Source organism: Alcaligenes sp. GCM10023179, from assembly GCF_042653705.1.
Lineage (GTDB): Bacteria > Pseudomonadota > Gammaproteobacteria > Burkholderiales > Burkholderiaceae_B > Alcaligenes > Alcaligenes phenolicus.
This window is the reverse complement of sequence record NZ_JBHSIQ010000003.1, coordinates 260,814-282,391: the sequence shown is the minus strand read 5'-3', so window position 1 is coordinate 282,391 and position 21,578 is coordinate 260,814. Positions and strand designations below refer to the sequence as shown.

Below are 21,578 nucleotides of genomic sequence, written 5' to 3'. Positions count from 1 at the left end.
TCAAGTCCTGAAAGCGTCAGGCAATGCGATAAGCGATCTCAAGCAACACCGCCCACATCAACACCAGATTCGCTTTACTCCTGGATTTCCAAACCCGCCAAACGATAGCCAACCTGCAACTCCGTCAGCAGATATTTGGGTTGTGCCGCATCCTCTTCCAGCTTTTGGCGCAGCTGCATCATGTACACCCGCAGGTAATGAGGCCGATCGGAATACGCCGCTCCCCAGGTTTCATGTAGTAAGTGTTGATGGGTCAGCACCTTGCCATGTCCCCGGATCAAGGCCGTCAGCAAGCGAAACTCGATCGGTGTCAAATGCACCGCCTCCCCGTCCCGCGTGACCTCATGGGAGGCCAGATCCACCTGCACGCTCCCAAAGCGAACCCGCGAAGACGCCGTCTGAACATTCGGAACCAGCTGAGAGCGCCGTAACAAGGCCCGGATCCGGGCCAGCAGCTCCGGTACGCCAAAGGGTTTCACCAGATAATCGTCCGCCCCGGCATTCAAGGCCGCTACTTTTTCTTCCTCTCGTTCACGCGCCGACAGCACCAGAATGGGCGAATACACCCAGCTGCGCAGATCACGAATCAAGTCCTTGCCATCCCCATCGGGCAGGCCCAAATCCACAATCATCAAATCAGGGCGACGGGTTGCCGCATCCATGCGCGCCTGCGCCAGCGTGCTGGCCTCAATCACGGACATGCCTTCCTGCTCCAAGGCAATTCGCACGAAACGACGAATATTGGATTCGTCCTCCACGATCAGTATCTGGGCTTTGTTCATGTCAGTAGCTCATCACCATCCATACGGGGAGCCGCTTTCCAGGGCAGGCGAATCTCGAAGATCACGCCATGGGGCATACGCGGCTTGGCGCTGATCGTACCACCATGTGCGGCAATAATCGTGCGGCACAGGCCCAGACCCAAGCCCACACCTGCCACAGAGGACTCTTTCTGCCCCCGGGTAAACGTATCGAACAAGCGCTCGGGATCACCGGGCGGCAGGCCTGGCCCGTCATCACTGATCATTAAATACATGGACTGACCAGAACACAGGCCGCGCAGGGAAATCGTACTGGTGACGGGCGTATATTTGGCGGCATTATCCAGCAGATTCGTCACCACTCGCTCCAGCAAAACACCATCCACCTCGATCAAAGGCAGGTCGGCCGCAAACTCGGTCACCACCTTGCGAGGCTGCAAAGCCGCTGAGCAACGGGCAACGGCAATCCCCACAATCTCGCCCAGGGCATGCCATTCCTTATGCAACTTCACCCCTTCGCTTTGCATACGCGCCAGATCCAGCAGGTTGGATACCTGGCGGCGCAATTCGTCCGATTCAATGCGGATCGATCGGGCAATATCCGTGCGCTCGGTTTCGCTCAAGCCTTTGGGCTGCTCCAGCGTTTCTGCCAGGCCTCGAATCACGGTCAAGGGCGTGCGTAAATCGTGCGAGACAGCAGATAGCAAGGTATTGCGCATTTTCTCCCCCTCCATGCGCAGCACCGTATCCTGGGCGATTTCCACATAATGAATTCGCTCCAGAGCCTGGGCCAAGATAAAGCAACAAGCATCCAGCAAGCGCCGTCCATCTGGAGTCCTCAAGGAAGCGGCTCCGCCGGACTGCACCACCAAAACCCCACGCGGGGCCATGGGGCCTTTCAAGGGCAGATACAGGGCACTGGCACCGCTCAGGGTTTCAGTGCCATTACCGGCGGCTTCCATATGATCAAACACCCACTGCGCCACCGATAGCTCTACAAAGCCTGTATGACGAGTCGCTACCAACTGGTTTTGCTGATCCGGCACCACCAGTACCACCTGCATCTCGAACAAAGGTTCCAGCGTATCGCGGCAGACCGCCAGGACTTGTTCCAGGGCCAAGGCTCCGGCCAAGTCCCGGCTGACACGAGTCAATGCCGCTGCACGGCGTTCACCATCACGGGCAGCCCTGGCTTCGGCCTGCAGCTTGGCAGCCAGTTGGCCAATAATCAGCGCCACTCCCAGCATGACGCCGAAGGTAAAGACATATTGGGTATCCGTTACCGAAAAGGAATAACGCGGCTCGACAAAAAAGAAGTCGAAAAACGCCACTGACAGCAAAGAAGCCCATACCCCCGCCAGTCGTCCCAAACGCAGGGCAATAAAGACCACAGTGATCAGGAACAGCATGATCACGTTGGAGAGCTCGAAAAAGGGCAAGAGCTTCTCGGCCAGCAAGGTGGTCACAACACAAATAATGGACGCAATCGACAAGGCCTTGCCTTGTGCCATGGGTTGTTCCAGCTCCAGGGGCCGTATGGGCCGCTGTACCGTATCCATACGCAGCAGCAGCAAACCAATTTCAGGGTTGCTGCGCGCCAGGCGCTCGGACAGGCGAGTGCGCCAGGGCCAGATAGATCGCGCTGACGAGTTTCCCAAAATCAGCTTGGTCGCATTGCGCTGACGGGCATAGGCCAAAATCGTGTGCGCCACATCCTGCCCGGCAATATTGGCAAACTCGGCTCCGGCATGCTGAGCACTGGCCGCCAAGCGCACCAGTGCTTCCTGCGCCTTGATCTGCCCGCTTTCCTGCGGCGTATCCACATGCAGCACAATCCAGGGCGTCTGCAATTGCTGGGCCAAGCGCGCCCCCTCCCGAATCAGAGCTTCCTGGGCGCTATCGGCACTGACGCATACCATCAGTAACTCACGTGTCGGCCAAACTGTCCGGATCGCATGGGAGATCCGATACACATGCACGTCCGCATTGACCCGATCCGCCACCCGGCGCAAAGCCAACTCACGCAGAGCAATCAGATTGCCGCGACGAAAGAAGTTCTGACGCGCGTGGGCCACCGAGTCGGCCAGATACACTTTGCCCGCACTCAGACGAGACAAGAGATCATCCGGCGGCAGATCCACCAGCAAGACATCGGCCGCCCGATCAAAAATCCGGTCTGGCACCGTCTCCCGAACCCGTACCCCGACAATGCCGCCCACCACCTCATTCAGGCTGTCCAGATGCTGCACATTGAGCGCGGTATACACATCAATGCCCGCATCCAGCAATTCCTCCACATCCTGCCAGCGCTTGGCGTGTCGACTGCCTTCAATATTGGAGTGCGCCAGCTCGTCCACCAGCACCAGCTGATAACCCGAGGCCAAGGCGGCATCCAGATCGAACTCCGTCACCGCCCGCCCCTGACGTTGATACTCCTTGCGGGGCAGCACGGGCAAACCGTCAATCAGAGCCTGGGTTTCCTGGCGGCCATGGGTTTCCACAATCCCGATAGCCACGGACACGCCCTCGGACTGGCGTTGATGCGCCTCCTTGAGCATGGCGTAGGTTTTCCCTACGCCCGCACAAGCGCCGAAGAAAATCTTGAGCTGCCCGCGACGAGGCTGGTGCGGATCTTCGCCAATCACCTGCAGCAGCTCATCCGGGTCCGGCCTATCCTCAAGTGACATGAATCTGCGCACTCCATCCAGAAAATTGCTATTGATCTTACGCTCTTATCCAAAAAACGGCGTCAGCAGCAAATCAATCAGCTTGATGCCTATGAAAGGTGCGATCAGCCCTCCCAAGCCGTAAATCAGCAAGTTGCGTTTCAGCAAACGGCTGGCCGGTTCGGCCCGATACTTCACACCCCGCAAGGCCAAAGGAATCAAGGCGATGATGATCAAGGCATTGAAAATGACTGCCGACAGGATGGCGCTAGCCGGACTATGCAGTTGCATCACATTCAAGGCACCCAAAGCAGGATACGTGACCACAAAAGCCGCAGGAATAATCGCAAAGTACTTGGCCAGATCATTGGCAATGCTGAAGGTGGTCAGGGCTCCGCGCGTCATGATCATCTGCTTGCCCACTTCCACCACACGCAGGAGCTTGGTGGGGTTACTGTCCAGATCCACCATATTGCCGGCCTCTTTAGCCGCCTGGGTGCCGCTGTTCATGGCCACGGCCACATCGGCCTGCGCCAGAGCAGGCGCATCATTCGTGCCGTCGCCAGTCATGGCAACCAGGCGACCTTCATCCTGATAGCGCCGAATCAATTGCAGCTTGTCCTCGGGCGTGGCCTCGGCCAGATAATCATCCACCCCGGCTTCGGCCGCAATGGCAGCGGCGGTCAGCTTGTTGTCCCCGGTAATCATGACAGTCTTGATGCCCATGGCGCGCAACTCGGCAAAGCGCTCCTTGATACCGCCTTTGACGATATCCTTGAGCTCCACCACACCCAGCACCTTATTACCTTCAGTGACGACCAGCGGTGTGCTGCCCCGGCGAGCGACCTCATTGACCAAGGTGTCCAGTTCGCGAGGAAACACGCCGCCCAGGGACTCGATATGGGAGCGCATGGTATTTGCCGCCCCTTTTCGAATCTGACGACCATCGATATCAATACCGCTCATGCGTGTATGGGCGCTAAAGGCAATGGTCTGCGCACCTTGCAATTCACGACCACGCAAATTGAAAAGCTGCTTGGCCAGCACCACAATGGAGCGTCCTTCGGGGGTCTCGTCCGCCAACGATGCCAATTGAGCCGCGTCTGCCAAGGCCTGTTCCGATACCTGCGGCGCGGGCAAAAAGGCCGAGGCCTCCCGATTACCCAGCGTAATGGTGCCTGTCTTGTCCAGCAGCAGAACATCCACGTCTCCCGCCGCCTCGATAGCGCGGCCCGAGCTGGCCAGCACATTGGCTTTCATCATGCGACTCATCCCGGCGACACCTACCGCCGACAGCAAGGCACCGATGGTAGTCGGAATCAGACACACCAACAGAGCAATCAAGGCGGTAATCGTAACGGGCGAACCTTGGCCGGTCAGCACCGTTGCAAAGCTGGAGAAAGGCAGCAAGGTCACGCACACCAGCAGAAAGATCAGCGTCAGGGCAACCAGCAAGATATTCAAGGCAATCTCGTTTGGCGTCTTGCCGCGCTTGGCGCCCTCCACCATCGCAATCATGCGATCCAGAAAAGCCTCACCCGGTTTGGCGGTGACCCGCATCACGATCCAGTCAGACAGAACGCGGGTTCCCCCCGTCACAGAACAAAAGTCGCCTCCCGACTCCCGGATAACCGGCGCCGATTCACCCGTAATGGCGGACTCATCTACCGACGCTGCCCCCTGCAGCACTTCGCCGTCAGCCGGAATAATCTGGCCCGCTTCAACCAGCACATAGGCACCGGGCAGCAGTTCGTCGCTGGGGACAGGCCAGGCGCGGCTATCACGGGCGGGGTCTTTCAGAACCTTGGCCATGACCCGCTTGCGCGTAGAACGCAGCGCGTCGGCCTGCGCTTTACCACGCCCTTCTGCCGCGGCTTCGGCCGCATTGGCAAACAGGACCGTAAACCACAGCCAGGCTGCAATAGACCAGATAAATCCAGCGGGGGCCTCACCCTGCCCCATCAAGGCCTGCACGCCCAGCAAGCTGGTGACGATACTGCCCAGATACACCACACACATCACCGGGTTCTTGAACTGCACCCGAGGCGACAATTTCTTGAAGGCTTCCTTGCACACCGTGCCCCAGGGCACGGCCTGAAATGCCGTCGAACGCTGGGCCTCTTGCGGGGCTTTCAGATCAGTAATAGACATAATGACACCTGCTCCTAACGCACTGCGGGCTGGGCACGCTTGGCCATGTCCAGCGCCAGATTAAGCTCCAAGACCTGCACGCGTGGCTCGCCCAGCACCCCTAATTGACGAGCACTGGTATAGCGATCAATCAGGACCTGGACCTGAGCCAGCGGCATACCGCGCACTTTGGCGATACGAGCAGCCTGCAAACGGGCGTTGGCCACCGAAATATGCGGGTCCAGACCCGATGCCGACGCTGTGACAGCATCTACAGGCACGGGAGCATCCTCTGCCAAACCGTTCATCAGGCGATATGCCTTGCTGCGTTCTGCCACAGCCTCCAGCAAACTTTTGCTTAATACCCCCTGATTGCTGGCACCACTGGCCGCCGCGTTATAGGGCTGCGCAATGCTCTTGGAAGGGTCAGCCGGATCGGCTCCCAACGTCGCGCTGGGACGCCCTTGGAAATACTCGGGCTGACTGAAGTACTGACCAATCTGGCGTGAGCCCACGAGCTGGCCGTCACGCAGAATCAGGCTGCCCTTTGCCTGCTCCGGAAACAGGGCGGTGCCGATAAAGGTCGTGGCCAACGGGTAGGCAATGCCCGTCAACAGCATAAAAAACAAGGCAGACAGCAGCACGGGACGCAACAAGCTTTTCATCGTCGGTGCCGCCGGTGTCGAAACCATAAATTGATGGGTAGACATGACAGTCAATCCTCAAAAAGTAATGCCATCGAGCATCAACAGGTGCTCCACAATTGGGCCCAGCGCCAGTGCAGGCAGGAAAGTCAGCCCGCCCACCACCAGAACCACGAAAATCAACAGGCCGGTGAACAAGGGGGTGGCCGTCGACAAGGTGCCTGGTCCGGCAGGAACCGCTTTCTTGGCAGCCAGCACACCGGCCAGAGCCAGCAGGGGCAGCAGGGTCAGATACCGCCCCACCAACATGGCCAGCCCTATCGTTGTATTGAAGAAAGGGGTGTTCGCGTTGAAACCTGCAAAGGCGGAACCGTTATTAGCCGTACCCGAGGTATAGGCGTACAGAACTTCGCTGAAACCATGCGGCCCCATATTGGACAGACTGTCCATGGTGGAGGGCAGCACGCTGGCCAAGGCCGTAAAGCCCAGAATGCTAAAGGCATGCGCCAGCATGGCCAGCATCACGTACTTCATCTCCCGCGCCTCGATCTTCTTGCCCAAGAACTCCGGGCTGCGCCCTATCATCATGCCCACCAGAAACACCGTCAGAATGGCGTAGCTGACCAGGCTGATAAAGCCCACACCTATCCCGCCAAACACGTTGTTCAGCATCATTTGGGCAATCGGCACCAGGCCACCCAAAGGAGTCAGCGAAGAGTGCATGGCATCGACCGAGCCGGTAGTCGCAGCCGTGGTCACGGTGGCAAACAAGCTGCTTTGCGCCACACCGAAGCGCAGTTCCTTGCCCTCCAGATTGCCACCGCCCATCGTGCTGCTTTGGGTTTGGTCCACCCCCAGGGAAGTCAGCAAAGGGTTGCCTGCCTGTTCGGCGCTATAAATCAGGGACAGAAAACCGATGAACATCACCAGGAAGGCCGCAAAGAAAGCCCAACCCTGGCGGCGACGAGCCAGCATGGAGCCAAAGGCGTAAGTCAGGGCCGAGGGCACCAGCAACATGCTGAGCATATGCACGGTATTAGTCAGCGGCGTAGGGTTTTCAAATGGATGAGCCGCGTTCATACCAAAGAAGCCGCCCCCATTAGTCCCCACGTGCTTGATGCTTTCAAGGCTGGCTACCGGCCCCAGAATTATCTGCTGCTTGAGACCTTCCAGCGTATTGACCACGGCATCCGAGCTCAGTGTCTGTGGCATACCCTGCCAGATATACAGCAAGGCCAGCAGGAAGCTGCACGGCAAGAGCAAGCGATACAAGGAACGGGTGAAATCCACCCAGTAGTTGCCAATATCGGCCGAGCTTTTACGGCTTAAGCCACGGATGAAACCTCCTGCCGCTGCCAGACCCGTTGTGGCACTGATCATCATCAGAAAGGTGATGGCCGCCATTTGGGAAAAATTGGACAGACTGGATTCACCCGAGTACGCCTGCCAATTGGTATTGGTCGTAAAAGACACAGCCGTATTAAAGGCCAGGTCAGGCGTTTGCGCGGCGCGCTGCAGGCTGTCGCCGGGAATCCAGCCCTGCACCCGCAAAAGAATATATCCCAGAAGCAACATGGCGGCATTGCTCAACAAGAGCGCCAGACCATATCGCTTCCAGGACATTTTCTCTTCAGGATTTACGCCCAGCAGCCGATACGTGCCACGTTCGATCAGGCTGTGATTGGGGCTACTGAAAAAATGGGCAATCCATTTACCCACCACCACTAACAAGACCGTAGAGACGGCCAGAATAACTAGAAACTGCATCAGATCGTCCAGCATGACAGCTCCTCTTACAGCTTCTCAAGACCAAGAACAAATCCGGTCGCCATCGCAAAGAACGCGAACAGCACCGCTAAAAATAGAAAATCACTCATATGCACACCTGTTCCCACAATGAACACTTGCTGGCCTGAACTTAGAATTTTTCGGCCTTGAGCAAGGCATAGAACAAATAGATAAACAGCCCCAGAGAAATCCCTCCTGCCAGAACCGTAAAAAAGGACGCACTCATCCCGAACTCCTGATCAATGCTGACTTGCAGCAGACAGAGAAAGTCTAGGAGTGGCGGCATAAATTCAGAGCAGTGTTTACTGGCCCGCGTATAAAGACGGCATATGGATTTGGGCCAGGGCGACACCGGCACGCTCCAGCAACTGATCTGTCCAGCGTTGATAAGTCTGTCTGGCAATAAGGTGCAAAGTGCTCAGGTGCTGATCCAGGCCCAACAAGATATGTTCTGCATCCTGGGCCGCCGGACCGTATACCTGCTCCAACTCGCAGCGGCCGTGATCACACCACTGACGGATGCTGTCGGCAGTCACTTCCAGGTGGCCTTGAAAGGCCCAATGCGGGCCCAGGCAGAAACCTTTATTCAGGCAATGAGGGCCGTATAAAGTCCGGCTGGCCTCCGAGGGAATCTGGAAGGTGTCGTAATGCCAGTTGAACAGCATGGCACGCCTGGGCAGGCCCATGACACGCCGGGCGTAGGGACTGCTCCAGACCTGGCCCCAGCCTATGTTCGGATACGGATTGCGCTGCACGCGGGCCCCCAGGGAACGCGCCAGCAGTTGTGCCCCGAAGCAATGCCCCAGAACCGGAACATGACGCTGAACCGCATCCTGCAACAAGGCATGCTCCTGCTCTATCCAGGGCAAAAGATCATTGACACTGCGATCACTGCCCAGCACCACCACCCCGCTGTAATCACGAGCCGACACGGGTGCCAGGCCATCCAGCGGCGACATGCACAAGTGATAGGGAAGACCGTGGCTCTCCAGATGATCCAGCAGCACCCCCGGCCCTTGCGTGACCTCGTGCTGCAAAACAAGAATGGGTTTCATGAGATGAAAGCCTGACCGCGCAGGCCTGTTGTTCAGGAGAACTCACTGTAGAACTGGCCGTATCAAGACCAGGATCTGTTTGCGATCAGGCTCGTATAAGTGGCATCAAGGGGGTTCCTGCTGCACACAAAAACCCAGGACCGTCATTTGCCTGACATATGCCTTTGCTCAAATGTAATCGTTTTCATTTTGACGGCTGGGTGTCATGGCCAACATAGGAATACTGGATGTCGCCAGAGCAGCACAGGTATCGGTTGCGACGGTATCGCGCGTGCTCAATGAGCCGGAAAAGGTTGGTGAGAAAACCCGCCTGCGCGTGCAAGCCGCGATCGACGCACTGGCTTATGAGCCCAATGCCTCGGCACGCAGTCTGCGCAGCCAGCGCAGCCGAGTCATCGGCGTGGTCTTGCCGACCTTGCTCAACCCCGTCTTTGCCGAGTGCCTGAAGGGCATCGCCGATACCGCAGCCCGCGGCGGCTATGCCATCCTGCCCTTCTTTACCGACTACCACCTGGAACGTGAATCCCAGGCAGTGGCCTTGCTCCTGGCCAGCAATGTGGAAGGCATTGTGCTGGTGGTCTCCAACCCGGCTCACTCTCCTGCTTTAGTTCGGCTGAGCAAGACACGCTGTCCCTACGTACTGGCGTACAACCTGCATCCCGAGCATCCTTGCGTCACCGTCAACGGCGAGCAGGCCATGATTGAATTGATCGGCCACTTGGCAAGGCAAGGTCATCGCCGCATTGCCATGGTAAGCGGTCATCTGCACGTTTCTGATCGCGCCCAGCAACGCAGCCGTGGCTATCTGAAAGGAATGGACAAGGCTGGCCTGGTTCCCATGCCACTGCTGGAAGTGCCTTTCATGGATCAAGGAGAGCAAGAGCAAGCACCGTCTTCTGAGGACGTGCATCTTGCCAGCGTCGCCCGACTCTTGCGCCAACCGGAACGCCCCACAGCCATGATTGGCTCCAACGATCTGATTGCCATTCGCTGTCTGCGCACGGCACAGCAGATTGGCCTGCAGGTTCCCAACGATATCAGCGTGATCGGCTTTGACGGCATCGCCCTGGGCGCTGAACTGTTTCCACGCCCGGCCACCATCGCACAACCCAATGAAGAAATTGGTCGCCAGTGCATCGGCCTGCTGCTGGAGGCGGTAGCCCAGCAAAAAACGGTTCCCGCGCAGGCCTCGGTTCTGCTGCCCTACACCTTCAACCCGGGCGAGTCCTGCGCCCCTGCCCCTTGTTCACCACGGGCGCATCCAGGATGAAGCCCCTTTCCTCTTCGGGATCCGCTCCCGCAACCCCCTGCGTTCAAGCCATTCCCGGCTTTTTCCTGACACCACTGACTGACTGGAGTGATCGACCATGAAACATATGCTGAGTACATTGGCTTGCCGCCTGGCACTGCCCCTGGCCCTGATGACCGTGGGAAGCGCCGCCGCTGCGCAGACGGCCATTTGCTACAACTGTCCACCAGAATGGGCCGACTGGGCCAGCCAGATCGAGGCCATCAAGGCGCACACCGGCATTACCGTCCCGCCCGACAACAAGAACTCCGGCCAGTCCCTGGCCCAGCTGGTTGCCGAGTCCGCCAATCCGGTCGCCGATGTGACCTATCTGGGCATCACCTTTGCCATTCAGGCCCAGAAAGAAGGCGTGACCCAGGCCTACAAACCCCAGGGCTGGGAACAGATTCCCGAAGGGCTGAAAGACCCGCAAGGCCATTGGTTTGCAATCCACTCCGGCACCATGGGCATCATGGTGAACAAATCGGCCCTGGGCAATGTGCCGGTGCCTGCCTCCTGGAACGACCTGCTCAAGCCCGAGTACAAAGGCCTGGTCGGGTATCTGGACCCCTCATCGGCCTTCGTGGGCTACGTGGGTGCCGTTGCCATCAACGAAGCCCTGGGCGGCAATATGGACAACTTTGATCCCGCCATCAACTGGTTCAAGGCCCTGCAAAAGAACAATCCCATTGTTCCCAAGCAAACCGCCTATGCCCGCCTGATTTCCGGCGAAATCCCCATCTTGCTGGACTATGACTTCAGCGCCTACCGCGCTCAGTACAAGGACGGCGAGGACGTCGCTTTCGTGATTCCCCAGGAAGGCACGATTGTGGTGCCGTATGTGATGTCCCTGGTCAACAAGGCTCCACACACCGAACAGGGACGCAAGGTGCTGGATTTTGTGCTGTCCGAGCAAGGGCAGTCCATCTGGGCCAATGCTTTCCTGCGCCCGGTTCGCAGCAGCGCCGTCAGCAAGGAAGCCCAGTCGCGCTTCCTGCCCGACAGCGAATACGCGCGTGCCAAGGCCATTGACTATGAGCGCATGGCACAGGGTCAGAAACCCTTTGCCGAGCGTTATCTGGCAGAGGTCCGCTAAGCGGTCCATGTGGAGTTAGCGTATGCAACGCAAATACCTGCTGCCCTTGTGCTCGGCCCCTGCCGTCGCTTTCTTTGCCGCATTCTGGCTCTTGCCCGCGGTACAGCTTCTGGCCCTGCCCGCACAAGAAGGCATGCACACCTACTGGGTCGTGCTGACATCGGGGCGGTACTTGCAGGCCTTGCTGCAAACGCTGCTCCTGTCCGCCATCGTGACCCTGGCCACCTTGGTGCTGGGTGCCATGGTCGGCATCGTGATGGCTCGCTATCGCGTGCCGGCCAAGCGCCTGCTGCTCTCCCTGATGACGCTGCCCCTGTCCTTTCCTGGCGTCATCGTGGGCTTTTTCATTATCTTGCTGGGCGGTCGGCAGGGGCTGCTGGCCCAGATCGGTCAGGATCTGGGGCTGGGGCGAGTGACCTTTGCCTACGGCCTGCTGGGTTTGTTTCTGGCCTATCTGTACTTTTCCCTGCCCCGCGCCATTGCTACTTACACCGCAGCCGCCGAATCCATAGACCGCAATCTGGAGGAAGCCGCGCGCTCCTGTGGAGCCACACGCTGGGACATTGCCAGAGATGTCTGGATACCGGAACTGGCTCCCACGTCCCTGTCTTGCGGTGCCATTGTTTTTGCCACCTCCATGGGCGCTTTCGGTACGGCCTTCACCCTGTCCAGCCGCTACGAAGTGTTGCCCATCACGATCTATAACGAATTTACCAACTATGCGAATTTCACCCTGGCGGCCAGCTTGTCCATTTCCCTGGGGCTGCTGACATGGTTTACCTTGTGGCTGGCCCGGCGTCTGGTCCGCGATCCCTCGGTCGTTATTTGAGGGCACCATGAAACTGAAAACGGCTTCAAACCCCCATCGCCCTGCCCCCTTGCTTCTGGCTGTCACCGGACTGACCGTGCTGTTCCTGCTCGGCCCCATTCTGGTTTCCGTGCTGGCCGGGCTGGTCAACAATTATCGTATCGGACTGAAAAGTGGCCTGACCCTGAAATGGGTGGAGCAAGTCTGGGCCAACTACGGCAGCACAGTCTGGCTATCCCTGCAGCTGGCGCTGCTTTGTGTGCTGGCTGTCATTGTGCTGGGCGTCCCCTGTGCCTATGCCCTGGCACGCAGCCGCTCCCGTCTGGCGCGCAGCTTTGAAGAACTGCTGACCTTGCCAGTGGCGGTCCCCGGCATGGCCTCGGCCCTGGCCCTGCTGCTGGCCTATGGCTCCTTGCAAGGCTTTCGTCAAAGCTTCTGGTTCATTCTGGTGGGCCACATTGTGTTCACCCTGCCCTTTATGGTGCGTACGACCACAGCAGCTCTGCAAAAACGCAGCCTGATCGACCTGGAAGAAGCGGCCCGCTCGCTGGGAGCCAGCTTTACGCAAATCTTTTTCGGCATCCTGCTGCCGGCCATCCTGCCTGCGATTGTGGCTGGCAGCCTGATGGTCTTCACCTTGTCGCTAGGCGAGTTCAACCTGACCTGGATGCTGCATACGCCACTGACCCGCACCTTGCCCGTGGGGCTGGCTGATAGCTATGCGTCCATGCGTATCGAGGTGGGCTCAGCCTATACGCTGATTTTCATGCTCGTCATCTTGCCCGTGCTGTGGGGGCTGCAGACCTTGGCGCGCTTGCTGGAGAAACACTATGGAAAATAAACACATACCGGTGCGTATCGAACACTGCGCCAAAACCTATGCTGATGGCACACGGGGATTGCATCCCAGCACTCTGGACATCGCCCCCGGTGAAGTCATGGCTTTGCTGGGGCCCTCGGGCTGCGGCAAGACCACCTTGCTGCGACTGATCGCCGGCCTGGAAATGCCCGATGCCGGCAGCCGCATTCTGTTCGACGACCAGGACGTCACCCATCTGCCGATTGAAAAGCGTGAGGTCGGCATGGTGTTTCAACATTACGCCCTGTTCCCGAACATGACGGTGGAAGCCAATATCGGCTATGGCCCGAAGATCAAGGGAATGGATCTGGCCGCACGCCAAAAACTGGTGGGTGAGCTGGTCGATCTGATGCGCTTGAACGGTCTGGAAAAACGCCAGCCCTCCGCCTTGTCGGGTGGGCAACGACAACGCGTTGCCATCGCACGTGCCATTGCCAATCAACCCCGCGTTCTGCTGCTGGACGAGCCGCTGGCCGCCCTGGATGCCAAGCTGAAAGTCTCCTTGCGCGACGAGCTGGCCGAGCTGCTGCGACGCCTGCGTATCACGGCCATTCATGTGACCCACGATCAGCAGGAAGCGTTTGCCATTGCCGACCGTCTGGCCGTCATGCACGAAGGCCGCATCATTCAGATTGGCGATGGCGAAAGCCTGTACCGCCATCCGGCCCACCCTTTTGTCGCTACCTTCCTCGGGCGGGTCAACGTCCTGCAACGCAGCGAACAAAGCCTGCTCAATAACGAAATCCGTCTGGCAGACCTGAGCCTGACTTGCCCCGAGACCTTGCGCGGGGCGCAGGAGTTGCTGGTTCGCCCGGAGGACATCAGCGTTTGCATGGATACACCCAGCGGCTGGGCACGTGCCAAAGTGCGACAACGCAGTTTCATGGGCGGACGGGTGCAACTGACCCTGGACGTGGACGGACAAGCCCCTCTGATTGCCGAGGTAGACCGTGATCACGGAGCCGTCCTTGGCAGTACAGTGGGAATTCACATCAACCCCGGCAAGCTGATGCCCGGTACCGTGCCACTCTCTTAACGCAAACGGATAACGATGCTGAAAACATTACTGATTCAAATGACGGACCCGCATATTCGGGAAGAAGGTCGGCTGGCTTATGGCCGTCTGAATACCGCACCCTATCTGCAGGACGCCATCAACCACGCTCTAGCCCTGCCACAGAAACCGGATGCCCTGGTGTTGACGGGCGATCTGACCGACTTTGGTCGACCACAGGAATATGCGCACTTGCGCCGCTTGCTGGCACCGCTGGGCTCCATCCCGGTGTATTTGTTGCCGGGCAACCATGATGACCGCCAGCAACTGCGCGAGAGCTTTCCCGAATATAGCTATCTGGGCAAGGCCGGGCCGGTTTGCTACAGCGTGGATATTGGAGAGCTAAGACTGCTGGCCCTGGACAGTGCGGTATTGGGAGCCAGCGCGGGCAGTCTGGATCAGGAACAGCTGGACTGGTTACGTACCGAGCTGGCCCAACAGCCTGAGCGCCCCACCATCATTGCCCTGCATCACCCTCCTTTCAACACCTTGATCGGCCACATGGACAAGATAGGCCTGCTGCAAGGAGCGGAACAACTGGAAGCGATTGTGCGCCGACACAGCAATATCGAACGTGTGATCAGCGGGCATTTGCATCGCAATATCCAGATCCGTTTTGGCGGCACCATTGCCAGCACCGCCCCATCGGTGGCGCATCAAGTCTGTCTGGATCTGGCTGAAAATGCAGCATCGGCCTGGACACTGGAACCACCCGGCTATGCCGTTCATGCGCTGGACAGCCTTGGCCAGATCGTGACCCATACTGCCACCGTCGGCCAATTCGACGGCCCCTTCGCCTTCCATGAGCCAAGCGGGAAACTGATCGACTGATTGGATGCACGGCATACACCAACGGCTGCTTGGCCTTGATGGTCTCGTCAAACCAAGTTGACTATAGGTCCCTCTTTGCTAGCTCAAGGCTGTAGCAAACACTGACAGCATTAAGCAAAGCCGTTCAAGAACGCTAGGCCCATACCCTAAAAAAAACACCCCAATATCGGATTCAACCGATATTGGGGTGTTTTGATACTGCTGCTTCAGATCAAGAGGGCTGCCCAGAGCCACCCCGATCTGCAAGCCATGTCTTACTTCTTGCTGTCTTTCAGCTGAGGCACAGCCGAACCAGCCGCAGGGGCCAGCAGGCCAGCTTGCGTGTAGGTGAACAGTTTGTCGCGGGTGTCCACGATGTCCAGGTTACGCATGGTCAGCTGACCGATACGGTCGCGTGGCGAGAACATGCTGTCCACTTTTTCCATGCTCAGACGCTCGGCCTTGTAAGTCAGGTTAGGCGAGACGGTGTCCAGAATGGAGTAGTCGTTACCGCGGCGCAGTTCCAGTGTCACTTCGCCAGTTACGGCACGAGCCACCCAGCGCTGGGCGGTTTCACGCAACATGATGGCTTGCGGGTCAAACCAGCGGCCTTGGTACAGCAGACGGCCCAGACGCAGACCATTGATGCGGTACTGTTCGATGGTGTCTTCGTTGTGGATGCCGGTAACCAGACGCTCGTAAGCAATGTGCAGCAAGGCCATGCCGGGGGCTTCGTAGATGCCACGGCTCTTGGCTTCGATGATGCGGTTTTCGATCTGATCGCTCATGCCCAGACCATGACGGCCACCGATGCGGTTGGCTTCCAGCATCAGTTCCACAGGATCGGAGAATTCCACGCCGTTCAGGGCGACAGGCTGACCTTCTTCAAAGCGCACACGCACTTCTTCAGCAGCCACGGCCACATCATCACGCCAGAAAGCCACGCCCATGATGGGTTTGACGATATTGATACCGGCATTCAGGTACTCCAGATCCTTGGCTTCGTGCGTGGCACCCAGCATGTTGGAGTCGGTGGAGTAGGCTTTTTCGGCCGACATCTTGTAGTCGAAGCCGTTTTCCTGCATGTACTCGGACATCTCGGCGCGGCCGCCCAGCTCGTCAATGAAGGTCTGGTCCAGCCAAGGCTTGTAAATCTTCAGCTCAGGGTTGGTCAACAAACCGTAGCGGTAGAAACGCTCGATGTCATTGCCCTTGTAGGTGCTGCCGTCGCCCCAGATATGGACGTCGTCTTCTTTCATGGCGGCAACCAGCATGGTGCCGGTAACAGCACGGCCAATAGGCGTGGTGTTGAAGTAGGTTACGCCACCGGTGGTGATGTGAAAGGCGTTGCACTGCAAGGCGGCAATCCCTTCAGCCACCAGTTGCTGACGGCAGTCAACCAGACGGGCCAGCGTGGCACCGTATTCCTTGGCCTTGCGGGGAATCGCATCGTAATCGGGTTCGTCAGGCTGACCCAGGTTCGCGGTGTATGCGTAAGGGATGGCGCCTTTATTGCGCATCCACAAAAGTGCAGCGCTGGTGTCCAGGCCACCGGAAAAGGCAATGCCGACCTTCTGGCCGACTGGAAGAGATTCAAGGATGGTTGTCATTATCGCGTCAGTAGTGGTGTGCAAGTACAGTTCCGCCCGTAAGGCTCTCTGGTAGAGCCCTGCCCGCGGCAGGATCAATATGTCATTATATCGTCTTGACCGACCCTGGACACCTTTGCGTAGCTGGATTTAATTACTCGATGAACTAGAACATCCATTTTTACCTGGAGACAAGCCATGCCCGAGACCCACGCTCAACCCGCTATCAGCCGTTATCCCGTCCCCACGCTGGCCGAAATGCCCGAGGATATTCGCAGTCGAATTGAAGCCGTGCAGGAAAAATCCGGTTTTATTCCGAATGTGTTTCTGGCTCTGGCCCACCGTCCTGACGAATTCCGCGCTTTTTTTGCCTATCACGACGCGCTGATGGAAAAGCCCAGTGGTTTGAGCCATGCAGACCGGGAAATGATTGTGGTGGCCACCTCCGCTGCCAATCAGTGTCATTACTGCGTGATTGCCCACGGTGCCATCTTGCGCATCCGCGCCAAGAATCCGCTGGTGGCAGACCAGGTTGCCGTGAACTGGCGCAAGGCCGATATTCCGGCACGCCAAAAAGCCATGCTGAGCTTTGCCATGAAAGTCTCGCAAAACGCTCAGGAGATTGAAGACGCCGACTTCCAGGCCCTGCACGAGCACGGTTTCAGCGACGAGGACGCCTGGGATATTGCCGGTATCAGTGCCTTTTTTGGTCTGAGTAACCGCATGGCCAACTTCATGTCCATGCGCTGCAATGACGAGTTCTACATGCTGGGACGCGTTCCCCGCTAAACATGATGCGTTACGCCCTGTTGTTTGCCGGGTGGATTTGTGTGGCGCTGGCGATTGCCGGCGCTGTTTTACCCTTGCTGCCTACCACGCCATTTGTACTATTGGCCGCGTGGTGCTTTTCCCGTAGCTCCCCCCGCTTTCATCAATGGCTGCTGGATCAACGCCATCTGGGCCCATACCTGCGAAATTGGGAGAACGGCCAGGGCTTGACCCGCCAGGCCAAACGCCGGGCGCTGATCATGTTATGGCTGTCGCTGGCCGTCTCGGCCTGGCTGACCAGTCACCTGGGCTGGTATCGACTCGGGCTCTTGATCCCAGGCATTTTCGCCACCCGCTATTTGCTGCGTGCCAAAACCCTGGATGACACCCCTTCCGAGCCTGTGCAAAAATAGCCTGCTTGAACCGATCCTGGCTTGACCCTTTTTGCTTGAAACACCTATGTCCAATCCTGTCATCTTGCTGGCTGCCGCCTACATCACCAACTCTGAAGGCCAAATTCTCCTGGTCCGCAAGCGTGGCAGCGCCTATTACATGCAGGCGGGCGGCAAGCTGGAAACAGGTGAAACGCCCTTGCAAGCCCTGCAACGCGAACTGGACGAAGAGCTGGGCCTGACAACGGAGGAAACCGCCTCGGCCCGCTACGAAGCATACTTTGAAAGCCCCGCCGCCAATGAACCTGGCCACGTGGTTCATGCCCACGTTTTCACCTTGACGGTAAACCGGGAAATCCAGGCCGCCGCCGAGCTGGAAGAAGCGCGCTGGGTCAGCCCGCAGGAAATCCGTTCGCTGACGCTAGCCCCCTTGCTGGCGAATCACATTCTGCCGCGCCTATGTGCCCAGGCCGCCGCCTGAGCTGCAGCTTGCACAAGACGTCCTTCCGTCTTGTGCCGTCCAAGCCACGAACCGCCTATTTTTTGGCATAATGTCGCCCTTGAGTCCCCTCTTATGGGGACGCAGCTATTTGCCCGACCAGCCCGCAACGGCGGGCTTTCTTTATTGAGCGCTAATTTATGTCCTCTTTGCCCTGTCAAGGCGCAATCGTCACCTTTACCCTGCAGCAGCTGCGTGCCGCCACGCAAGCCGGGGGGATTTTAGGTGTGTCCATCAAAGGACAAGGCAATCATTTTTTCGTACAAGTGGCCACGCGTGCCGGTCAGGCAGTACTGGTTACCGCCCGCAGCAAAGATCCGCGCAGTTTCAAAAGCCCCTTGCAGGCCATGGTTCTGCTCAAGCAAGTCGGGATCGTTACTGGCCAGTTTGATCTGACCCAGTACTCGCCTGACCAGCACGAAACCGCCCCGCGCAGCCGTCGTCGCCCGGCCAAACCCAGCAAACTGGGACTGCGCTGGAACCGGATTGCAGAAAGTATCTCCAGCCCCGCTCAACCTTCTTTGGATGATCCCAGCCTGGACATCAGTGAAGAACAGACGCGTCGCCTGATCGCCCGTCAGGAAAACCAGCAGTTAAGCCTGCTGGGCAACTAAACGCAGCCCACTTGTGCTTCTGGACGTGTTGAGCGCATAAGCCGCGTCCAACGCGTGTTCCAGGTCTTGCTGCAAGTGCTGGGGCTCTTCCAACCCCACATGCAAACGCAATAACTGCCCTTCCCCAAACAAGGCTTTCCCATTGCGTTTGGGCATCTCCATGGGCAAAGCCAGACTCTCGAACCCACCCCAGGACAGACCGATGCCAAACAGGCGCAAGGTCTTGAAAAAGCAGGATAACTGCGCTTCGCTCAAGGGTTCCAGCACAAGGCCAAACAAGCCGGTAGAGCCGGTGAAATCCCGCTTCCAGATGGCATGACCGGGATGCGATTCCAACGCCGGATGCAACACCCGCTGAACCTGCGGATGATTCTCCAGAAAACGGGCAATCTGCAAAGCACTGGCTTGGTGCTGACGCAAACGCACACCTAAAGTACGCATGCCGCGCAGCGCCAAAAAGGCATCGTCAGGACCGGCTGTCTGACCAAAATCATGTGCAGCACGGCGCAGCAACGGCCAGGCACGCTCATTCGCGGTGGCAATTCCCAGCAAGGCATCGGAATGCCCGGTCAGATACTTGGTGGCCGCCTGAATGGATACGTCCACACCATGCTCGAAGGGCTGGAAGAACAAGGGAGTAGCCCAGGTATTGTCCAAGAGCACATACGCCCCCACCGCATGCGCACAGCGAGCAATCGCAGGAATATCCTGAATCTCGAAAGTGGCCGAACCGGGCGACTCTACGTACACCACCTTGGTATTGGGACGAATCAGGCTGGCCATGCCCTCCCCCACAGACGGCTCGTAAAACTGCACCTGAATACCCATGCGGCTGGCCAGCACCTGCTGGGCAAACGCGCGTACCGGTCCATAGACTGAATCCGGTATCAGCAAATGATCTCCAACTTCCAACATGCCCAACAAGGCATGAGTACAGGCCGCCAATCCAGAGGGAAACAAGCTGGCCTGAAAACCGCCTTCCAGCTCGGCCACGGCCTGCGTCAAGGCTTGCAAGGTGGGATTGGTGAAACGGCCATAAGAGGCGTAGGGATTGTCAGGCTCCTTGCGCTGCGCCCATTGCTCCAGATTGTCGGCCAGGATCGTGGAGCCGCGACAAATGGGCACATTCACAAAGCCAGCCGACACGCTGGTGTCCCGTCCTACATGGGTCAAACGGGTTTGTTGATAATCGCAGTCCTGCATACTGTTTTCCTGATCCTGATCGCTAAAGATGAATGGAAACAGTCTACGCAAGAGCCCAAGGGCAATTATTGCGTTTTCACGCTACTGTAGGCAGAATTCCGAGAATAAATACCTACAATCAGCAAGATTATTGGGAAATTATTTTTATGCTGGATAAATTCGACAAGCACATTCTGGAGATCCTCCAAAACGATGCCACCTTGGCCATCCAGGAAATTGCCGATCGGGTGGGTTTGTCCAGCACACCCTGCTGGCGACGCATACAGCGCCTGGAGCAGGAAGGCTATATCGAAAAACGGGTGGCTTTGCTCAGCTCTGAAAAGCTGAATGTCGGGGTGACGGTGTTTGTGGCCATCAAGACCAATCAGCACAACAAACAGTGGTACAGCCAGTTTTCGGCCGTGGTGGAGGCGATCCCGCAAATTGTGGAGTTCTATCGCATGAGCGGCGATACCGACTATTTGCTGCGCGTGGTTGTACCTGACATCAAAAGCTTTGACCGTGTTTACCAGCGCCTGATCTCGGAAATAGAGCTGACCGACGTCAGCTCCAGTTTCGCCATGGAGCAGATCAAGTTCACGACCCGTCTGCCCCTGGACTACGCCTGATCCAGTGTGGTTCAGGGCTTAAAAGCTGTATTCCACATCCAGCGTCTGGCCGATACTCAGTCTCTGAGGTTTGGATTCAACCAGCATGGCCTGCATGCCAAACAAGGTCCCTTGCGGGAACTGACGGCTTTGTGCCAAGGCCAGGCCGGGTTGGGTACCCACATCCGCTGTCAGCTGATTCACATTGGGCATAGGGCAACGAGTACAGGGGCGGATAAAAGCAAAGCTCAAGCCTTCGCTGCTGACACCCAGCACATAGTCCTCTTCATACGCGGGCAAGCCCTCAAAAACCACATTCGCGCGGAAGCGATTCATGGGTACGGCCTGCTCACCTGACTGTTGCACCAGGCGGTTCAGCTCTTCCAGGGACGCCTCATTGGTAAACAGAAAAGGCAGCGCATCTGCAAAACCAAAACCGTTGATCTGATCACCAATCTGACGCCAGCCCTGGGACTTTTCTTCCCAAGGACGCACACGTTCGGTCAGTACATAACGCCTTGCACGGCTATGGTTACGCAATACCCGGCAAGGAGTCTGCAAAAAGTCGCTAAACCATTGCGCGACCTGATCGCCCTCGTCCCGGCCCAAGGTATCTGAACTCCAGATACGCACGGACACAGCGACGTTATCCCCTGCCGGGGCATCCAGAGACCAGGACAAAGGATCCATACCAGGCGCTTGCACAGTAATCTGCCCGTCCTGCACCACTGGCTGAATCAAGGCCATGCGCGGCCAGCGACGCTGCGTCATGAATACGCCCTGTTGGTCAACAACAACCCACTCTCGGTCATAGGCCAGGCCCGCAACGCTGACCTCCACGCCCTGTGGATGGGCCTGGGCGGCACAGGATTTGATGGGATGGGTAAAAAGGCCAGTGATGGTAATCATGAGTCGCAACAGAAAAGGCAAGTTAAGGGACTTATTCTAAAACAGGCTGAGCGCCTGC

At 57.8% G+C, this 21,578-nt stretch carries 21 protein-coding genes; 11 read left to right on the top strand and 10 right to left on the bottom strand.

The window, feature by feature from the left end:
- Positions 1-74: 74 nt before the first annotated feature.
- From ACFPDR_RS15225 to ACFPDR_RS15195, 7 genes are all read right to left on the bottom strand, one after another.
- Positions 75-782 carry a response regulator gene (locus tag ACFPDR_RS15225; protein WP_268380346.1) on the bottom strand — a complete coding sequence of 236 codons (708 nt, stop codon included), beginning with the start codon at positions 780-782 and terminating at the stop codon, positions 75-77.
- A complete protein-coding gene (locus tag ACFPDR_RS15220) occupies positions 779-3,448 on the bottom strand; it encodes a DUF4118 domain-containing protein (protein ID WP_376911389.1) in 2,670 nt (889 codons plus the stop codon). Before ACFPDR_RS15220 ends, ACFPDR_RS15225 begins: the two co-directional genes overlap by 4 nt.
- A gap of 45 nt (positions 3,449-3,493) precedes the next feature.
- Complete coding sequence (gene kdpB, locus ACFPDR_RS15215) at positions 3,494-5,578, bottom strand: potassium-transporting ATPase subunit KdpB (RefSeq protein ID WP_336972191.1); 2,085 nt, start codon at positions 5,576-5,578, stop codon at positions 3,494-3,496.
- Between the two features lie 14 nt (positions 5,579-5,592).
- Positions 5,593-6,267 carry a potassium-transporting ATPase subunit KdpC gene (gene kdpC, locus ACFPDR_RS15210; protein WP_376911386.1) on the bottom strand — a complete coding sequence of 225 codons (675 nt, stop codon included), beginning with the start codon at positions 6,265-6,267 and terminating at the stop codon, positions 5,593-5,595.
- Between the two features lie 12 nt (positions 6,268-6,279).
- Complete coding sequence (gene kdpA, locus ACFPDR_RS15205; RefSeq protein ID WP_239055453.1) at positions 6,280-7,983, bottom strand: potassium-transporting ATPase subunit KdpA; 1,704 nt, start codon at positions 7,981-7,983, stop codon at positions 6,280-6,282.
- A gap of 136 nt (positions 7,984-8,119) precedes the next feature.
- Positions 8,120-8,215, bottom strand: coding sequence for a K(+)-transporting ATPase subunit F (kdpF, locus tag ACFPDR_RS15200; RefSeq protein WP_022983188.1), 96 nt, complete (start codon positions 8,213-8,215; stop codon positions 8,120-8,122).
- Between the two features lie 76 nt (positions 8,216-8,291).
- Positions 8,292-9,044 carry a type 1 glutamine amidotransferase gene (locus tag ACFPDR_RS15195; protein ID WP_376911384.1) on the bottom strand — a complete coding sequence of 251 codons (753 nt, stop codon included), beginning with the start codon at positions 9,042-9,044 and terminating at the stop codon, positions 8,292-8,294.
- A gap of 205 nt (positions 9,045-9,249) precedes the next feature.
- Between ACFPDR_RS15195 and ACFPDR_RS15190 the strand changes: the two genes are divergently transcribed.
- From ACFPDR_RS15190 to ACFPDR_RS15165, 6 genes are all read left to right on the top strand, one after another.
- On the top strand, positions 9,250-10,314 hold the full coding sequence (locus ACFPDR_RS15190) for a LacI family DNA-binding transcriptional regulator (RefSeq protein ID WP_302356398.1): 1,065 nt from the start codon (positions 9,250-9,252) through the stop codon (positions 10,312-10,314).
- A gap of 106 nt (positions 10,315-10,420) precedes the next feature.
- Positions 10,421-11,428, top strand: coding sequence for an ABC transporter substrate-binding protein (locus ACFPDR_RS15185; protein WP_376911539.1), 1,008 nt, complete (start codon positions 10,421-10,423; stop codon positions 11,426-11,428).
- A 22-nt stretch (positions 11,429-11,450) separates the two neighbouring features.
- On the top strand, positions 11,451-12,257 hold the full coding sequence (locus ACFPDR_RS15180; RefSeq protein WP_026482917.1) for an ABC transporter permease: 807 nt from the start codon (positions 11,451-11,453) through the stop codon (positions 12,255-12,257).
- A gap of 7 nt (positions 12,258-12,264) precedes the next feature.
- The gene (locus tag ACFPDR_RS15175) at positions 12,265-13,077 is read left to right on the top strand and encodes an ABC transporter permease (protein ID WP_247965612.1); all 813 of its coding nucleotides are present in this window, start codon (positions 12,265-12,267) and stop codon (positions 13,075-13,077) included.
- The gene (locus tag ACFPDR_RS15170; RefSeq protein WP_302356397.1) at positions 13,067-14,131 is read left to right on the top strand and encodes an ABC transporter ATP-binding protein; all 1,065 of its coding nucleotides are present in this window, start codon (positions 13,067-13,069) and stop codon (positions 14,129-14,131) included. The genes ACFPDR_RS15175 and ACFPDR_RS15170 overlap by 11 nt, the downstream gene beginning before the upstream one ends.
- 15 nt (positions 14,132-14,146) lie before the next feature.
- Entirely contained in the window at positions 14,147-14,980 is an 834-nt protein-coding gene (locus ACFPDR_RS15165) for a phosphodiesterase (RefSeq protein ID WP_060186019.1), read from the top strand.
- A 254-nt stretch (positions 14,981-15,234) separates the two neighbouring features.
- On the opposite strand, the gene argG is transcribed toward ACFPDR_RS15165, so the two are convergent.
- A complete protein-coding gene (gene argG, locus ACFPDR_RS15160) occupies positions 15,235-16,569 on the bottom strand; it encodes an argininosuccinate synthase (protein WP_035268236.1) in 1,335 nt (444 codons plus the stop codon).
- 177 nt (positions 16,570-16,746) lie between these two features.
- Between argG and ACFPDR_RS15155 the strand changes: the two genes are divergently transcribed.
- From ACFPDR_RS15155 to ACFPDR_RS15140, 4 genes are all read left to right on the top strand, one after another.
- Positions 16,747-17,337 (top strand): peroxidase-related enzyme, encoded by a 591-nt coding sequence (locus ACFPDR_RS15155; protein WP_009455594.1) that lies wholly within the window; start codon positions 16,747-16,749, stop codon positions 17,335-17,337.
- 2 nt (positions 17,338-17,339) lie between these two features.
- A complete protein-coding gene (locus ACFPDR_RS15150; protein ID WP_009455593.1) occupies positions 17,340-17,729 on the top strand; it encodes a YbaN family protein in 390 nt (129 codons plus the stop codon).
- 46 nt (positions 17,730-17,775) lie between these two features.
- Positions 17,776-18,189 carry an NUDIX hydrolase gene (locus ACFPDR_RS15145; protein ID WP_302356395.1) on the top strand — a complete coding sequence of 138 codons (414 nt, stop codon included), beginning with the start codon at positions 17,776-17,778 and terminating at the stop codon, positions 18,187-18,189.
- A gap of 158 nt (positions 18,190-18,347) precedes the next feature.
- Positions 18,348-18,821 carry a hypothetical protein gene (locus ACFPDR_RS15140; protein WP_009455589.1) on the top strand — a complete coding sequence of 158 codons (474 nt, stop codon included), beginning with the start codon at positions 18,348-18,350 and terminating at the stop codon, positions 18,819-18,821.
- Here the strand turns inward: ACFPDR_RS15140 and metC are convergent.
- Positions 18,801-20,024 (bottom strand): cystathionine beta-lyase, encoded by a 1,224-nt coding sequence (gene metC / locus ACFPDR_RS15135; protein WP_302356394.1) that lies wholly within the window; start codon positions 20,022-20,024, stop codon positions 18,801-18,803. The genes ACFPDR_RS15140 and metC overlap by 21 nt on opposite strands.
- A gap of 146 nt (positions 20,025-20,170) precedes the next feature.
- Between metC and ACFPDR_RS15130 the strand changes: the two genes are divergently transcribed.
- On the top strand, positions 20,171-20,632 hold the full coding sequence (locus ACFPDR_RS15130; protein WP_009455584.1) for an Lrp/AsnC family transcriptional regulator: 462 nt from the start codon (positions 20,171-20,173) through the stop codon (positions 20,630-20,632).
- A gap of 18 nt (positions 20,633-20,650) precedes the next feature.
- Here the strand turns inward: ACFPDR_RS15130 and ACFPDR_RS15125 are convergent, their stop codons facing one another.
- Positions 20,651-21,520: an MOSC domain-containing protein gene (locus ACFPDR_RS15125; RefSeq protein ID WP_369326644.1), complete on the bottom strand. Its 870-nt coding sequence runs from the start codon at positions 21,518-21,520 to the stop codon at positions 20,651-20,653.
- Between the last annotated feature and the right edge of the window lie 58 nt (positions 21,521-21,578).

Bases quoted from the DNA above. Each gene is read 5' to 3' on its own strand.
- ACFPDR_RS15225 (WP_268380346.1), bottom strand. From the start codon at position 782: ATGAACAAAGCCCAGATACTGATCGTGGAGGACGAATCCAATATTCGT.
- ACFPDR_RS15220 (WP_376911389.1), bottom strand. From the start codon at position 3,448: ATGTCACTTGAGGATAGGCCGGACCCGGATGAGCTGCTGCAGGTGATT.
- kdpB (WP_336972191.1), bottom strand. From the start codon at position 5,578: ATGTCTATTACTGATCTGAAAGCCCCGCAAGAGGCCCAGCGTTCGACG.
- kdpC (WP_376911386.1), bottom strand. From the start codon at position 6,267: ATGTCTACCCATCAATTTATGGTTTCGACACCGGCGGCACCGACGATG.
- kdpA (WP_239055453.1), bottom strand. From the start codon at position 7,983: ATGCTGGACGATCTGATGCAGTTTCTAGTTATTCTGGCCGTCTCTACG.
- kdpF (WP_022983188.1), bottom strand. From the start codon at position 8,215: ATGAGTGCGTCCTTTTTTACGGTTCTGGCAGGAGGGATTTCTCTGGGG.
- ACFPDR_RS15195 (WP_376911384.1), bottom strand. From the start codon at position 9,044: ATGAAACCCATTCTTGTTTTGCAGCACGAGGTCACGCAAGGGCCGGGG.
- ACFPDR_RS15190 (WP_302356398.1), top strand. From the start codon at position 9,250: ATGGCCAACATAGGAATACTGGATGTCGCCAGAGCAGCACAGGTATCG.
- ACFPDR_RS15185 (WP_376911539.1), top strand. From the start codon at position 10,421: ATGCTGAGTACATTGGCTTGCCGCCTGGCACTGCCCCTGGCCCTGATG.
- ACFPDR_RS15180 (WP_026482917.1), top strand. From the start codon at position 11,451: ATGCAACGCAAATACCTGCTGCCCTTGTGCTCGGCCCCTGCCGTCGCT.
- ACFPDR_RS15175 (WP_247965612.1), top strand. From the start codon at position 12,265: ATGAAACTGAAAACGGCTTCAAACCCCCATCGCCCTGCCCCCTTGCTT.
- ACFPDR_RS15170 (WP_302356397.1), top strand. From the start codon at position 13,067: ATGGAAAATAAACACATACCGGTGCGTATCGAACACTGCGCCAAAACC.
- ACFPDR_RS15165 (WP_060186019.1), top strand. From the start codon at position 14,147: ATGCTGAAAACATTACTGATTCAAATGACGGACCCGCATATTCGGGAA.
- argG (WP_035268236.1), bottom strand. From the start codon at position 16,569: ATGACAACCATCCTTGAATCTCTTCCAGTCGGCCAGAAGGTCGGCATT.
- ACFPDR_RS15155 (WP_009455594.1), top strand. From the start codon at position 16,747: ATGCCCGAGACCCACGCTCAACCCGCTATCAGCCGTTATCCCGTCCCC.
- ACFPDR_RS15150 (WP_009455593.1), top strand. From the start codon at position 17,340: ATGATGCGTTACGCCCTGTTGTTTGCCGGGTGGATTTGTGTGGCGCTG.
- ACFPDR_RS15145 (WP_302356395.1), top strand. From the start codon at position 17,776: ATGTCCAATCCTGTCATCTTGCTGGCTGCCGCCTACATCACCAACTCT.
- ACFPDR_RS15140 (WP_009455589.1), top strand. From the start codon at position 18,348: ATGTCCTCTTTGCCCTGTCAAGGCGCAATCGTCACCTTTACCCTGCAG.
- metC (WP_302356394.1), bottom strand. From the start codon at position 20,024: ATGCAGGACTGCGATTATCAACAAACCCGTTTGACCCATGTAGGACGG.
- ACFPDR_RS15130 (WP_009455584.1), top strand. From the start codon at position 20,171: ATGCTGGATAAATTCGACAAGCACATTCTGGAGATCCTCCAAAACGAT.
- ACFPDR_RS15125 (WP_369326644.1), bottom strand. From the start codon at position 21,520: ATGATTACCATCACTGGCCTTTTTACCCATCCCATCAAATCCTGTGCC.